The following is a 13,466-nucleotide window of genomic DNA, read 5'->3' as shown; positions in this document are numbered from 1 at the left end:
AAGGAGTTTTCCATGTCTGTTCCTCACTATGTTGCAGGTCACGGCCTGCTGCGTGACAAGTCGGTGCTGATCACGGCCGCGGCCGGGGCCGGTATCGGTTTTTCCGCCGCGGTGCGTGCCGCCGAGGAGGGTTGCCGCGCTTTGATGATCAGCGATATCCATGAAGGTCGGCTGGCAGAAGCGGTGTCGAAGATCCGCGAAACGACCGGTCTGCAACAGGTCTTCGGTCAGGTCTGCAATGTCGCTGACGAAGCTCAGGTTCAACAGCTGATTGCCTGCGCCGAGCGCGATCTGCAGGGCGTCGATGTGCTGATCAACAACGCCGGTCTTGGTGGTTCACGGCTGCTGGTGGACATGACGGATGAGGAGTGGAACCGGGTCCTCGATGTGACGCTCACCGGCACCATGCGCATGACCCGTGCGATGTTGCCGAAGATGATCGAGCGGCGTGCCGGGGTCATCGTCAACAACGCTTCGGTGCTGGGCTGGCGGGCGCAGAAAGAGCAGTCGCATTACGCCACGGCCAAGGCCGGGGTCATGGCGTTGACCCGTTGCGCCGCGGTCGAGGCCGCCGACTACGGGATCCGCATCAACGCGGTGAGCCCGAGCATTGCGTTGCACGATTTCCTGCGTAAGTCCGCCCCTCAGGCGGTGCTTGATCAGCTCGCCGCCAACGAAGCATTTGGCCGTGCCGCCGAGGTCTGGGAAGTGGCCAACGTGATGATGTTTCTGGCCAGCGACTACAGCTCCTACATGACCGGCGAAGTGTTGTCGGTGTCCAGTCAGAGGGCTTGAACATGCCACGTATTTTCGACACGCCCCTCGCCTTGCACGATGCCGTGGGAGAGGTGCTGGGCGTCAGCGACTGGCTGGTTCTTGCGCAGGACCGCATCGACCGGTTCGCCGAGGCGACCGGTGATCACCAGTGGATTCACGTCGATCCGCTCAAGGCAGCCACTGGTCCCTTCGGCGCCTGCATCGCCCATGGCTATCTGAGCCTGGCGTTGGTCAATCTGTTTTTACCGCAGATCGTCGAGGTGCGCGGCATTGCCATGGGTGTCAATTATGGCTGCGAGCGGGTGCGCTTTCCCACGGTGGTGCGCGTTGGCTCGCGGGTGCGCGGCAGTGCGCAATTGATGGCGGTCGAGGAGGTCAAGGGCGGCGTTCAGGCGACCATTCGCGTCAGCGTCGAAATCGACGGCGAGGAGCGCCCTGGCTGTGTGGTCGACACCATCAGTCGTTACTACCCCGCGTGAACCCTTTAGCAGAACATTCGAGGAATCCAGCATGAAAGAAGCCGTCATCGTTTCGACCGCCCGTACCCCGATCGGCAAAGCCTTTCGCGGTGCATTCAATGACACCGACGCCCCGCAACTCGGCGGCCATGTGGTGCGCGAAGCCGTGCGTCGCGCCGGCATCGAGCCGGGCGAAGTGGACGATGTGATCATCGGCGCGGCGGCGCAGCAGGGCACTCAGTCCTATAACTTGGGGCGTCTGTGCGCGATTGCCGGCGGCTTGCCGACCTCGGTCGCCGGGATGGCGGTCGAGCGTCAGTGTTCATCAGGGCTGATGAGCATTGCCATGGCCGCCAAAGGCATCATGTGCGACGAAATCGACATTGCCGTGGCCGGTGGCCTGGAGTCGATTTCGCTGGTGCAGAACAAGCACAAGAACCTGTACCGCAATCAGTCAGGCTCGGTGATCGAGCTTGATCCGTACGCCTACATTCCGATGATCGAAACCGCCGAGATCGTCTCCGCGCGCTACGGCATTTCCCGAGAGGAACAGGACGAATACAGCTATCAGAGCCAGGTGCGAACCGCGCTGGCCCAGAGTGCCGGATTGTTCGACCGTGAACTCGCGCCACTGACCAGCCGCAAGGCGATTTTCGACAAGGCCAGTGGCGAAACCCGCTTTGAGGCCGTCACCTTGCTGCGTGACGAGTGCAACCGCATCGACACCACCCGCGAAAGCCTGAATGCGCTGGAACCGGTGTGGCCGGGCGGTCAGTGGAGTGAAAAGGGCCGCTTCATCACGGCCGGCAACGCCTCGCAACTGTCCGACGGTGCTTCGGCCTCGGTGTTGATGAGTGCCAAAATGGCCGAGAAGCGTGGCCTGGAGCCGCTGGGGATTTATCGCGGGATGGCGGTCGCCGGCTGCAACTCCGACGAGATGGGCATCGGTCCGGTCTACGCCATCCCGAAACTGCTCAAGCGCCATGGCCTGACCGTGGACCATATTGGCCTCTGGGAGTTGAACGAGGCGTTTGCCTGTCAGGTGCTGTATTGCCGCGATACCCTGGGCATTCCCGCTGAACGCATGAACGTTAACGGCGGTGCGATTTCGGTGGGCCATCCTTTCGGTATGTCCGGTGCGCGGATGGTCGGTCACGCGTTGGTCGAGGGGCAGCGCCGCGGTTTGCGTTATGTGGTGGTGAGTATGTGCATCGGCGGCGGCATGGGTGCCGCCGCACTGTTCGAGGTGGTCTGAATGGTCAGTGCACAACAGGTTCAAGCGACCATGGCGCGTTATGTGGAATTGGTGGACGCCGGTGACATCGACCGGATCGTCGCGCTTTACAGCGAGGATGCAGTGGTCGAAGACCCGGTCGGTCGACCGCCGTTGCAGGGGATCGTCGATATAGAACGTTTCTACCGCGAAGGGCTGGGCGCGAGCAAAGTCTCGGCGACCCAGACCGGCCCGGTTCGGGCGACACTCAACGGTTGTGGGGCGATGCCGTTTCGGGTCGATATGGAATGGGCCGGGCAACCGTGCTCGATCCATGTGATCGACGTGATGGAGTTCGATGCCGACGGCAAGATTCGCTCGATGAAAGCCTATTGGAGCGAGGTCAACCTGACCGCCCCAAGCCACGCATAAACTTTGTAGCAGCTGCCGAGCCTGCGAGGCTGCGTTCGACAGCTGCTACAGGGCGCGTTCCTGAGGAGTGGCGTCGAGGAAGTCGCGATTCTGCGTCTGCCCGCTTTCGTAGTACGCCTTGAGGTTCTCGGTGATCTGGCGCACGACGTTGTTGAACGCCTTAGCCAGCAGCATTTCCACCAGTCGTCCACCGCGCAGGCTGTAGCTCATTTGGGTGGTGATGCGTGTCGCGTCACCCTCGGCCTGCAAGGCATAACTGAAGCTGGCCTCGCGGAACGGGAACGGCGCGCCGCCGCTGGCCTTGTGCAAAATCAGCACAAAACCGACACCTTCCTGCCAGTGCACCACGCTCTCATCCAGCCACTGACCACCCTTGCGGAACACCCGGCGACTGGCGCCAACCCCTTCGCGTGCGCCGGGATGAAACTGGCATCCGGTCAATCCCGGCACGTAATGCGGGGCGAGGCTCAGGTCGCGCAGTTTGGCCCACGCGACTTGTGGGGTGAGGTCGAGCAGGACGCTGTGGCTGGCAATCGCGGGCATGTCGGGACTTCTCTGGTTCAATGGGATTGTTCAAAGATCGCAGCCTGCGGCAGCTCCTACAGGTATACACAGTCAATGTAGGAGCTGCCGCAGGCTGCGATCTTTTCAGGATTGTGCCGCATCGAGAAACGCCGGGCGTTCGCCACCGCCGTGCACGGTGATGTCCGCGCCGCTGACATAACGTGCCAGCGTTGATGCCAGGTACAGACAGGTATCGCCGATGTCTTCCGGAGCCGCCAGGCGTTGCAGCGGGATGGTCGCTGCCACCCGGGCAATGCTCGCCTGATCGCCATAATGCATGGCCGCCTGCTCGGTGAGAATCAACCCGGCGGTCACCGCATTGACCCGCACCTTGGGCGCCCACTCCACGGCCAGCGAACCGGTCAGGTTCAGCAGTCCGGCCTTGGCCGCGCCATAGGCGGCAGTGCCGGGGGAAGGACGGGTCGCGCTGACGCTGCAAATGTTGATGATTGCACCACCGTCGGCTTGCGCCTGCATCACCTGATTGGCCTGCTGACAGAGATTCAGCGGCGCCAACAGGTTGAGGCGGATGATCGCTTCGCTAAAGCGCGGCGAGGCAATGGCCGCGTCGGCATTCGGTGAACCGCCGGCATTGTTGACCAATACATCGAGGCGACCGAAACGCTCGACGATACTGTCGATCAACCGGCCGGACTGCTCGACATCCCGCAGGTCGCAGGGCAGAAACAGCGCCTCGCGCCCAGCGCTGGCAGGCAGGGTGTCCGGTGCTTCGCGACCGCAGATCACCACTTCGGCACCACAGTCGAGAAAACGCTGGCTGATGCCGCGGCCGACCCCTTTGCCACCGCCGGTGACCAGTACCACTTTGCCGCGAAAGTCCATTGGATCAAGCATGGTTGCCTCGTTCTGTCGCTCGGTAATGCTGCGATGCTAGGTCCACAGCCTAAGCCGGCCAACGTCCGAAAAGACTAGGGCGGCGTAGTCCTGTCGGACGATGTTGTTTGCCCGGGCGCTCGGAATAATCCGGCGACAACAACAGGCCGGGAGGACACCTTATGAGCGCATCAGCGCAAGGGCACTTCGTTACGCTGCCGCAGGGTTTGCAGCTGCACTACTTGGATATCGGCGGGCAGGACATCGGCAGCGGCGAGCCGGTGATTTTCATTCACGGCAGCGGGCCGGGCGCCAGCGGCCACAGCAACTTCAAGCAGAACTACCCGGTGTTTGTCGCGGCAGGCTACCGGACCATCGTCCCGGACCTGCCGGGTTATGGCGCTTCTGATAAGCCAGACACCCTCTACACCCTGGACTTCTTTGTCGCCGCCCTGAGCAGTTTGCTCGATGCCCTGGATATCCAGCGATGCGTGCTGGTCGGCAATTCTCTGGGCGGTGCGATCGCGATCAAACTGGCCCTCGACCAGCCGCAGCGGGTCAGCCGGCTGGTGCTGATGGCGCCCGGCGGCCTGATGGAAAAAGAACAGTATTACTTGCAGATGGAAGGCATCCAGAAAATGGGTGCGGCCTTCGCCAAGGGTGAACTGCACGATGCGGGCGGCATGCGCCGGCTGCTCGCGCTGCAACTGTTCGATGAGTCCTTGATCAGCGACGAGACGGTCGATGAGCGGGTCGCAGTGGTGCGACAGCAACCGGTCTGCGTGTTGTCGACCATGCAAGTGCCGAACATGACCTCGCGCCTCGGCGAGTTGCAGTGTCCGATCCTCGGTTTCTGGGGCATGAACGACAAATTCTGCCCGGCGTCTGGCGCGCAAACGATGATGCAGCACTGCCAGAACATTCGCTTTGTACTGCTCAGCGAATGCGGGCATTGGGTGATGGTCGAGCACCGTGAACTGTTCAACCGCGAGTGCCTGGCGTTCTTTGAGGAGGCTCGCTCATGAGTAAACAACTGCGCCATCAATACGGCGAAGAGCTGTATCAGGCGTTGCTGAGCGGCACCACCCTGGCGCCGCTGACCGAGCGCTGGCCATCGATCAGCATCGAAGACGCCTACCATATTTCCCTCTACAGCATCGAACGCCGGGTGGCCGCCGGTGACCGGATTGTCGGCAAGAAAATCGGCGTAACGTCGGCGGCGGTCCAGCAAATGCTCAACGTGCATCAGCCGGATTTCGGCTTCATCACCCGGCAGATGTCGTTCGCCAATGACGCGCAAATCTCCCTCGCCGCGAACAAGCTGATCCAGCCCCGCGCCGAGGGCGAGATTGCCTTCAAGCTCAAACACGATCTGATCGGCCCCGGCGTTACCGAAGCCGACGTGCTGGAAGCGACCGAATACGTGATGCCGTGCTTCGAGATAGTCGACTCACGAATTCATGACTGGCGCATTCGCATTCAGGACACCGTCGCCGACAACGCCTCTTGCGGCGTGTTCGTGCTGGGCGATGTTCAGGTCGATCCACGGGCGCTGGATTTGCCCAACTTGCGCATGCGCGTGTTCAAGAATGGCGAGCCTCTCAGCGAAGGTTTGGGCTCGGCGGTGCAGGGTAATCCGCTCACGGCCGTGGCCTGGCTGGCCAACACCCTGGGTGCTTTCGGTATTCCGTTCAAGACCGGGGAAATCATTCTCTCCGGCTCTTTGGTGCCGCTGGAGCCTGCGCGTGCGGGCGACCTTTTTTCTCTGACTATCGATGGCCTGGGCAGTGCCCAGGTGTCTTTCTGCGCCTGACCTGTGGGGTTTAACCGGATGAGCAAGAAACTCAGAGCGGCCATTATCGGCCCAGGCAATATCGGCACTGACCTGCTGATGAAAATGTATCGATCGCAATGGATCGAGCCGGTCTGGATGGTCGGCGTCGACCCCCAATCCGAGGGCCTTAAACGCGCCCGTGAATTGGGCGTGAAAACCACGGCCGAGGGCGTCGACGGGCTGCTGCCCCATGTGCTCGACGATGATATTCGCATCGCTTTCGATGCCACCTCGGCCTACGTACACGCAGAAAACAGCCGCAAGCTCAACGCGCTGGGGGTGATCATGATTGATCTCACGCCAGCGGCCATTGGCCCGTTCTGCGTGCCGCCGGTCAATCTCAAGGAGCATGCGGCGACGTTGGCGATGAACGTCAACATGGTGACGTGCGGTGGCCAGGCGACGATTCCGATGGTCGCGGCAGTGTCGCGGGTCCAGTCGGTGAGTTACGGCGAGATCGTTGCCACTGTGTCCTCCGGTTCGGTCGGCCCGGGCACTCGCCAGAACATCGACGAATTCACCCGCACCACGGCCGGTGCGGTGGAGAAGATCGGCGGCGCCCGACGCGGTAAGGCAATCATCGTCATCAACCCGGCCGAGCCACCGCTGATGATGCGCGACACCATCCACTGCCTGACGGATGACGAACCGAATCAGGACGCCATTCGCACCTCGGTGTTGCAGATGGTCAAGGAAGTGCAGCGCTATGTTCCCGGCTACAAGCTGATCAATGGCCCGGTGTTCGATGGGCACAAGGTGTCGATTTTCATCGAAGTCGAAGGACTCGGCGACTTCCTGCCAAAGTCCGCCGGCAACCTCGACATCATGACCGCTGCGGGGCTGCGTACCGCCGAGATGTTCGCCGAAGAAGCCCACAAGGGCACCCTGCAACTGCCCGTCCGTTGAGTGGAGAATTGCCATGAATTTGCAAGGTAAGAGCGTCCGTCTGCACGACATGAGCCTGCGCGACGGCATGCATGCCAAACAGCATCAAATCAGTCTGGAACAGATGATCTCGGTAGCGACCGGTCTCGATGCAGCCGGCGTGCCGCTGATCGAAATCACCCACGGCGATGGCCTGGGCGGTGCGTCGCTGAACTACGGTTTCCCCGCCCACAGCGACGAGGAGTACTTCGCGGCGGTGATCCCGCGTATGAAACAGGCCAAGGTCTCGGCGCTGTTGTTGCCAGGTATCGGCACCCTCGATCATTTGCGGATGGCCCATGAACACGGGGTGTCGACCATTCGTGTGGCCACCCACTGCACCGAGGCGGACGTTTCCGGCCAGCACATCGGCATGTCAGCGAAGATGGGCCTGGATACCGTCGGCTTTCTGATGATGGCGCATAGGGTCAGCGCGGAAAAACTGCTGGAGCAGGCGCGGTTGATGGAGAGTTATGGGGCCAACTGCATTTACTGCACTGACTCGGCTGGCTACATGCTGCCTGATGAAGTCACTGAGAAAATCGCTGCATTGCGAGCTGGCCTGAATGCCGGGACCGAAGTAGGTTTTCACGGTCACCACAACATGGGCATGGCGATTGCCAATTCCCTTGCGGCGATCGAGGCGGGCGCCGCACGTATCGACGGTTCGGTGGCGGGGCTGGGCGCGGGAGCGGGCAATACGCCGCTCGAAGTATTTGTCGCGGTGCTTGAGCGGATGGGCGTCAACAGTGGCATCGATTTGTACCGGATCATGGACGTTGCCGAGGACCTGGTGGTGCCGATGATGGACCAGCCGATCCGCCTCGACCGCGATGCGCTGACCCTGGGTTACGCCGGGGTCTACAGTTCGTTCCTGTTGTTCGCCAAACGTGCCGAGCAAAAGTACGGCATTGCCGCACGTGAGCTGCTGGTGGAATTGGGTCGACGCGGCACCGTCGGCGGTCAGGAAGACATGATCGAAGACCTGGCGCTGACCCTGTCACGTTCGCGGGGTGTCTTGCCAACCTGATCTGGCGACAGCACAAAAAAACCACCGGCCTTGCTTGCAGGCCCGGTGGTTTTTTCATGGGAACAGATTACGCACCAGCGGGGGATAGCAATTGATGGCACTGGCCGAACAACTGATGAACGCCGTGGTCGGTCGGTAGGCTTCATTCTTGAAGCGCTGACACAGGCTGGCGGTGCTGCTGGCGCAGACGATGATGAACAGGGCACAGGTGGCTTTTCGCATAGCGAGCCTCGACACGGATTTTATTGTTGTAGAGGCAAGGTATTGCGGCGGGCGGGGCGTGGCTTCGTCCGAATGGACTAGGGGCGGATGGGGGAGATCAAAAGATCGTCCGAACGCGGCCCGAACCTTCGGCAGCACCTACAGTGATCGGGTACAACCGCAAATCCCCGGGTGTATGCAACCCCTGTAGGAGCTGCCGAAGGTTCGGGCCGCGTTCGGACGATCTTCTGATCTTGGCGATTTCAGCCACGTCGGGCCAATGCGCCCATGGCCATGAACAGTGCAGCAATGGCCCGCGCTTCGTTGAGTTCGCCGCGGGCGACCAGGTCGGGGATCTGCGCCAGCGGCACGCGCAGGCATTCCAGCGGTTCGGGCTCGTCGCCGACCAGTTGGCAGGGACTCAACTGTTCGGCCAGCACCACCCGGTAGCGATGGCACAAGTGACCCGGCGCCAGGGTCAGTTCGCCCAGTTCGCTGAGGCGTGCAGCGCGCATCCCGACTTCTTCGCAGAGTTCGCGTTGCGCCGCTTGCAGATAGTCTTCATCAGGCTCCGCGCCGCCCTTGGGCAGGCCGAGCACGGTTTTTTCCACGCCGACTGCGTACTCACGCACCAGCAATACATGCAGTGGATCGGGCATCGCCACCAGCATCACCGAGCGATAACCGGTGCCGCGCAGACGCTCGTAAACCCGCTGCTGGCCGTTGCTGAATTGCAGGTGCAAAGCTTCGATCTGAAAATAGCCGCTTTCAGCCAGCAATTCAGTCTTGAGGATGGTCGGACAGTTGCGCATGGTCAGGCCCCTGGTTGGGATAAAGCCACTGTGCGCCGTGCCGGGATAGCCGCCATCGTCCGAGCGGACGAGGGCGGAGGTTGAACGCTAACCGAGGGTCGCCACGCTGCGCAGGATTAGCCGCACGAGCATGGTCTGGCGGGTCACGCCGGTCTTGGAGAAGGTTGACCGCAGGTGCGCCCGCGAGGTGTTGCGGCTGATGCCCAGCTCTTCGGAGGCTTCGTCGAGGGTCAAACCGTTGGCCAACAACATGGCCAGTTGAGTTTCGGCCGGGGTGAAGTCGAACAGCGCGCGGACGATCTCCTGTGGCGCGGTGGACTGTTGCTCCGGGTCGCTGATGAAAATCACCACGGTGGGGCATTGTTTGCCTTCGCTCCAGTCCGACAACGGCACCGAGCGCACGATGATCCCCAGGTCCGCTCGCCCGGACGGTCGTTGCACGCGCAGGGCTTCGACCACCGACGGGTTGCTGCTTTTTTGCGAGAGCAGCGATTGCTTCACCAGGCGCCGGAACTCTTGAGTGTCTCGCGCGGTGCCGACTTGCAGGCCGTCGTTGACCAGTTTGATGCCGTCCTTTTCCTGGATCAGCCGATCGGCGACCTGGTTGGTTTGCAGCACTTTGCCAGCCTCGTCGAGGATGATCGTACCGACCGCCAACTGATTCACCGCGCCGGCGTAGAGGTTGCGCTCGGCTTCGATGCGATTGAGCTGCATGTGGATCTTGATCGAGCGTTCCAGGTGCGGAATGAAGTGCGTCAGCAAGGCTTTCTCTTCGTTGCCGAAGGCCTTGTCATCGCGTCCGCGACTGATGCGGATACGGCACTGGGCGCCGTCGCAGGTGTTGATGTCGGCGCCGAGAATGTGGAACACATCCACCGGTTCGAGGAAATTCTTGTAGAACTCCGAGTGCTGCCAATCGTCGTTGGAGACGAACTCGGCGAGGGTCACCACCTGGCGGTTGGGCAGGTCGACAAACGGGTCGAGGGTGAAAAAGTGTTTGTTATACGACGCGGTCGCCTCGGTCGACGTACCGGTGGTGTTGACCATCAAGCCATCCACATGCGCGCTGGGCGGACGCAGGATGAAGGTCACGTACTTGCTTTCCAGGTACACGTTGAGCTGGTTGAGAAAGGTCGCCCAGGGAATGGTTTCCAGCGGTCCCTGATAGAGGTTGCCGATCAAATCACTGAACGTATCGAGGCTGAGGCTCTGCTGCATAGGGAAAACCGTTCTTATTATTAGCGTTGGCGGTGGCCGAGAATAAGCGCCGATATCGACTCCTTGCAACGCTCGGGCTCAAGGCCTGACGGGCGGCTGCCGGTCAGGCGCAGGGAGCGCGACAGGCCGCTGTGTTCAGGCCGGTTCGCTGGCGCGCACGACGAACCGTTTCTGCTCCAGCACGTCGGCCGAGAGCGCCGCGACGTCGGTGTAGAACTGCTCGTACCAGCGGCGCAACTGATAGACCGGACCGTCGCCGTCACACAGCAACGGGTTGTCGACGCGGGTCTTGCTGTGCCAGATCGTCACGTCTTCGTAGAAGGCTTCCTGTGCTTGCTGCACATAGGCCTTGGCCATCGCCTGATTCTGTTCTTCGCTCAGCCCCGGAATCTTTTTCACCAGCACGCCGTAGCGCAGGGTGAAGCTGTCGAGGTCGATCGGCACATGGCAGTTGAGCAGGATCGAATGGATCGGCTGGCCGTTCATCGCGCCGGTCATTTCGGTGATCTGATAGGCCGGGCCGAAGTAGGTGGCCACGGTGCTCAACGCGCTGTCGCCGGACAAGCGCTCACTGCGGGCGCTCATGATCTGGGTGGCCAGATGGCCTTCGAAGACGTTGCTGAATGCTTCGACGGGCGCGCCATGCACCGTTCCGAAGTGCGCCATGTCGGCGATGTTGTCGATCAATTCGCGGCAGTTGGTGCCGATCTGCAACTCGGCAACTTCCCACGCGGCCCACTCGTCACTGAAGCAAGCGTCAATGCGCGGGATGCGCTGCTCAGGAAGCGGCGGGTTGCCTTCCGGGTCATTCCAGACGAACAGCAGCTGGTTTTCTTCCATGAGTGGCCAGCTTTTGAGCCGGGCCCGTGGCGGAATGCGTTTGGCGTAAGGAATGTCATCGCAGACACCATCGGCACCCCAGCGCCAGGCATGGAACGGGCAGCGAATCGAGTTGCCTTCAACGCAACCGGTGCTGAGGTCGGCGCCCATGTGCGGGCAATAGCCATCCAGAATATGCAGTTCGCCGTCTTCGCCCTGAAAGGCCACCAGCCGGGTGCCGAACACCTCCAGACGATGGGCCTTGCCGTCGCGGTATTGGGCAGCCAGGCCCAGACAATGCCAGCCACGGGCGTAGCGGTCTTCCAGCAGTTTGGCTTCGATGCGGTGCAAGGTACTCATCTTATTATTCTCCCAGGGTTCACGGGTTTGGCGCCTGTCACGGATTCTGCCGCCCCTGTAGAAGCGGGCATCGTCTGAATGGACGATGGCCGGTTTACGTCCGCCCGCTCTACTGACGCCATTGGACCCAGTGCAGGAGTTGGCGATGAGCAATGAACAAGGGCCGGTCGCGGTGATTACCGGGGCCGCCAGTGGTATTGGCCGGGGTTTGGCCGAACATGCGGCAAGGCTGGGGATGCGCCTGGTGCTGGCCGATCTCGATGGGCCGGGGTTGCAAGCGCTGTGCGATGAACTACAGACGGGCGGTGCGCAGGCAATTGCTTGCGTCACGGATGTTGGCGATCTGGCGCAAGTCGAGCGCTTGCGCGATATCGCCCTCGATCACTTTGGCGGGGTTGATCTGCTGTTCAACAACGCCGGAGTAATGCAGACCGGCTACAGCTGGGAAATCACTGCGCAGCAATGGCAACGGATGCTCAACGTCAACCTAACCGGTGTGATCAATGGCATTCGCAGTTTCGTGCCGCTGTTTTTGCGCCAGGGACGGGCGGCCCATGTGATCAACACGGCGTCCCTCGCGGGCTTGCTCAGCAGCCCGTTGATGGCGCCTTACAACGTGACCAAGCAGGCAGTGGTCGCACTCTCGGAAACCCTGCACTACGAATTGAGCATGCTCGGTGTGCCGGTATCGGTCTCGGTGGTGTGCCCAGGGCCGGTGGCCAGCGAAATCATGGCGTCGAATCAAGTGGTGGACGCGGCCGGTTCGTCATTCAGTCAACTGCTCGATAGAAGCATCCGCCAAGGCATGACGCCGAGCGAACTGGCGGAGCAGGTGTTCGCCGCCATCGCCGAAAAACGCTTCTGGGTCTTCCCTCACAAAGGTTTCAAACCGGCGCTGGAGCGACGTATGCAAAGCATCCTGGAAGAAACCAATCCGCAGTTTCAAATGACCGATGTAGAGGGAGATGCTCATGCCGCTCGATAAGCAGATCGCCGCAGTGCTCCAGCAGTTTCGCGACCTGCCGGAACCCGACTTCAGCCAGCTCGATGCAAAGCAATATCGGCAGTTTTGCGACAACCTGCTGCCCGCCATCCCCGGCGACCCGATGATCGAAGTGCGTAACTTGCGGGTCGCCGGCGCGGCGGGCGAACTTGATGCGCGGCTGTATCGGCCACTGGAGCAGGACAACCTGCCGCTGCTGGTGTTCTTCCACGGAGGCGGTTTTGTCATGGGCAACCTCGACACCCATGACAACCTCTGCCGTTCACTCGCCAGTTTGACGGAGGCGGTGGTGGTGTCGGTCGCCTACAGACTGGCGCCGGAACACAAATTCCCGGCGGCACCACTCGATTGTTATGCGGCCACCTGCTGGCTGGTCGAGCATGCGTCTGAACTGGGCGTTGATGGCAACCGGCTCGGCTTGGCCGGGGACAGTGCCGGGGGCAACCTCGCGCTCGCCGTGAGTCGTCTGGCGGCGCAACGCCAAGGGCCGAAAATCAGTTATCAGTGCCTGTTTTACCCGGTCACCGATGCACGCTGCGACAGTCAGTCTTATGAGGATTTTGCCGAGGGCTATTTTCTCACCGATGCGATGATGTACTGGTTTTGGCAGCAGTACCTGCAGGATGCCGATCAGGGGGATGATCCCTTGGCCTCGCCGTTACGCGCCGACCGGTTGGCGGACTTGCCGCCGACCACCCTGATCAGCGCCGGGTTTGATCCTTTGCGGGATGAGGGCGAGGCGTTTGCCTTGCGTCTGCGGGAAGCCGGCGTGTCGGTACGCGTGCAGCGCTGCGAGGGCATGATTCACGGGTTTATCAGCATGGCACCGTTTGTCGAGCGCGCTGCACAAGCCTTGTCCGATGCCGCGGCAGACCTGCGCAGGGCGCTATCTGAAGTGAACACATAACCTGTGGGAGCGAGCTTGCTCCGGGCGGCGTTCCGACGATGGCTATCTATCAGACACATTTAGCCCAAAGTCTGCCTCAC

At 61.5% G+C, this 13,466-nt stretch carries 16 protein-coding genes; 10 read left to right on the top strand and 6 right to left on the bottom strand.

What is annotated here, in order from left to right:
• Positions 1-12 precede the first annotated feature (12 nt).
• The 4 genes from ACIQU2_RS23860 to ACIQU2_RS23845 are packed head-to-tail and all read left to right on the top strand — an operon-like array spanning position 13 to position 2,880.
• Positions 13-795, top strand: a complete 783-nt coding sequence (locus tag ACIQU2_RS23860) for an SDR family oxidoreductase (protein WP_403144335.1) — start codon at positions 13-15, stop codon at positions 793-795.
• Positions 796-797: 2 nt separating this feature from the next.
• Positions 798-1,256, top strand: a complete 459-nt coding sequence (locus ACIQU2_RS23855; RefSeq protein WP_403144333.1) for a MaoC family dehydratase — start codon at positions 798-800, stop codon at positions 1,254-1,256.
• Between the two features lie 31 nt (positions 1,257-1,287).
• A complete protein-coding gene (locus ACIQU2_RS23850; protein ID WP_403144331.1) occupies positions 1,288-2,490 on the top strand; it encodes an acetyl-CoA C-acyltransferase in 1,203 nt (400 codons plus the stop codon).
• Entirely contained in the window at positions 2,491-2,880 is a 390-nt protein-coding gene (locus ACIQU2_RS23845) for a steroid Delta-isomerase (protein ID WP_403144329.1), read from the top strand.
• 45 nt (positions 2,881-2,925) lie between these two features.
• On the opposite strand, the gene ACIQU2_RS23840 is transcribed toward ACIQU2_RS23845, so the two are convergent.
• A complete protein-coding gene (locus ACIQU2_RS23840; RefSeq protein ID WP_403144327.1) occupies positions 2,926-3,423 on the bottom strand; it encodes an SRPBCC family protein in 498 nt (165 codons plus the stop codon).
• Positions 3,424-3,528: 105 nt separating this feature from the next.
• Complete coding sequence (locus ACIQU2_RS23835) at positions 3,529-4,299, bottom strand: SDR family oxidoreductase (RefSeq protein WP_403144326.1); 771 nt, start codon at positions 4,297-4,299, stop codon at positions 3,529-3,531.
• Positions 4,300-4,460: 161 nt separating this feature from the next.
• Between ACIQU2_RS23835 and ACIQU2_RS23830 the strand changes: the two genes are divergently transcribed.
• From ACIQU2_RS23830 to dmpG, 4 genes are read left to right on the top strand one after another with little or no spacing between them, the layout of a single operon-like run.
• Entirely contained in the window at positions 4,461-5,303 is an 843-nt protein-coding gene (locus tag ACIQU2_RS23830) for an alpha/beta fold hydrolase (protein ID WP_403144325.1), read from the top strand.
• Positions 5,300-6,091, top strand: a complete 792-nt coding sequence (locus ACIQU2_RS23825) for a fumarylacetoacetate hydrolase family protein (RefSeq protein ID WP_403144323.1) — start codon at positions 5,300-5,302, stop codon at positions 6,089-6,091. The genes ACIQU2_RS23830 and ACIQU2_RS23825 overlap by 4 nt, the downstream gene beginning before the upstream one ends.
• Before the next feature lie 18 nt (positions 6,092-6,109).
• On the top strand, positions 6,110-7,018 hold the full coding sequence (locus tag ACIQU2_RS23820) for an acetaldehyde dehydrogenase (acetylating) (protein ID WP_403144321.1): 909 nt from the start codon (positions 6,110-6,112) through the stop codon (positions 7,016-7,018).
• A 13-nt stretch (positions 7,019-7,031) separates the two neighbouring features.
• Positions 7,032-8,066 carry a 4-hydroxy-2-oxovalerate aldolase gene (gene dmpG, locus ACIQU2_RS23815; protein WP_134418698.1) on the top strand — a complete coding sequence of 345 codons (1,035 nt, stop codon included), beginning with the start codon at positions 7,032-7,034 and terminating at the stop codon, positions 8,064-8,066.
• Positions 8,067-8,120: 54 nt separating this feature from the next.
• Here dmpG and ACIQU2_RS23810 read toward each other — a convergent pair whose 3' ends face one another.
• The 4 genes from ACIQU2_RS23810 to ACIQU2_RS23795 all read right to left on the bottom strand — a co-directional run bounded on the left by ACIQU2_RS23810 (position 8,121) and on the right by ACIQU2_RS23795 (position 11,476).
• The gene (locus tag ACIQU2_RS23810) at positions 8,121-8,288 is read right to left on the bottom strand and encodes a hypothetical protein (protein WP_403144319.1); all 168 of its coding nucleotides are present in this window, start codon (positions 8,286-8,288) and stop codon (positions 8,121-8,123) included.
• Positions 8,289-8,530: 242 nt separating this feature from the next.
• Complete coding sequence (gene nudE / locus ACIQU2_RS23805) at positions 8,531-9,079, bottom strand: ADP compounds hydrolase NudE (protein ID WP_403144318.1); 549 nt, start codon at positions 9,077-9,079, stop codon at positions 8,531-8,533.
• An 87-nt stretch (positions 9,080-9,166) separates the two neighbouring features.
• Complete coding sequence (locus tag ACIQU2_RS23800; protein WP_046054842.1) at positions 9,167-10,297, bottom strand: helix-turn-helix transcriptional regulator; 1,131 nt, start codon at positions 10,295-10,297, stop codon at positions 9,167-9,169.
• A 135-nt stretch (positions 10,298-10,432) separates the two neighbouring features.
• Positions 10,433-11,476 (bottom strand): Rieske 2Fe-2S domain-containing protein, encoded by a 1,044-nt coding sequence (locus ACIQU2_RS23795; protein WP_403144316.1) that lies wholly within the window; start codon positions 11,474-11,476, stop codon positions 10,433-10,435.
• A 145-nt stretch (positions 11,477-11,621) separates the two neighbouring features.
• Here ACIQU2_RS23795 and ACIQU2_RS23790 point away from each other — a divergent pair, with 145 nt between their 5' ends.
• Positions 11,622-12,461: an SDR family NAD(P)-dependent oxidoreductase gene (locus tag ACIQU2_RS23790; protein WP_403144315.1), complete on the top strand. Its 840-nt coding sequence runs from the start codon at positions 11,622-11,624 to the stop codon at positions 12,459-12,461.
• Entirely contained in the window at positions 12,448-13,386 is a 939-nt protein-coding gene (locus tag ACIQU2_RS23785) for an alpha/beta hydrolase (RefSeq protein WP_403144313.1), read from the top strand. The genes ACIQU2_RS23790 and ACIQU2_RS23785 overlap by 14 nt, the downstream gene beginning before the upstream one ends.
• Positions 13,387-13,466: the final 80 nt, after the last annotated feature.

Origin of the sequence: Pseudomonas sp. NPDC098740, assembly GCF_044760065.1 — a bacterium.
Taxonomy (GTDB): domain Bacteria; phylum Pseudomonadota; class Gammaproteobacteria; order Pseudomonadales; family Pseudomonadaceae; genus Aquipseudomonas; species Aquipseudomonas rossensis.
Note: the sequence above shows the minus strand (reverse complement) of the source record. Positions and strands in the feature narration are given on the sequence as shown.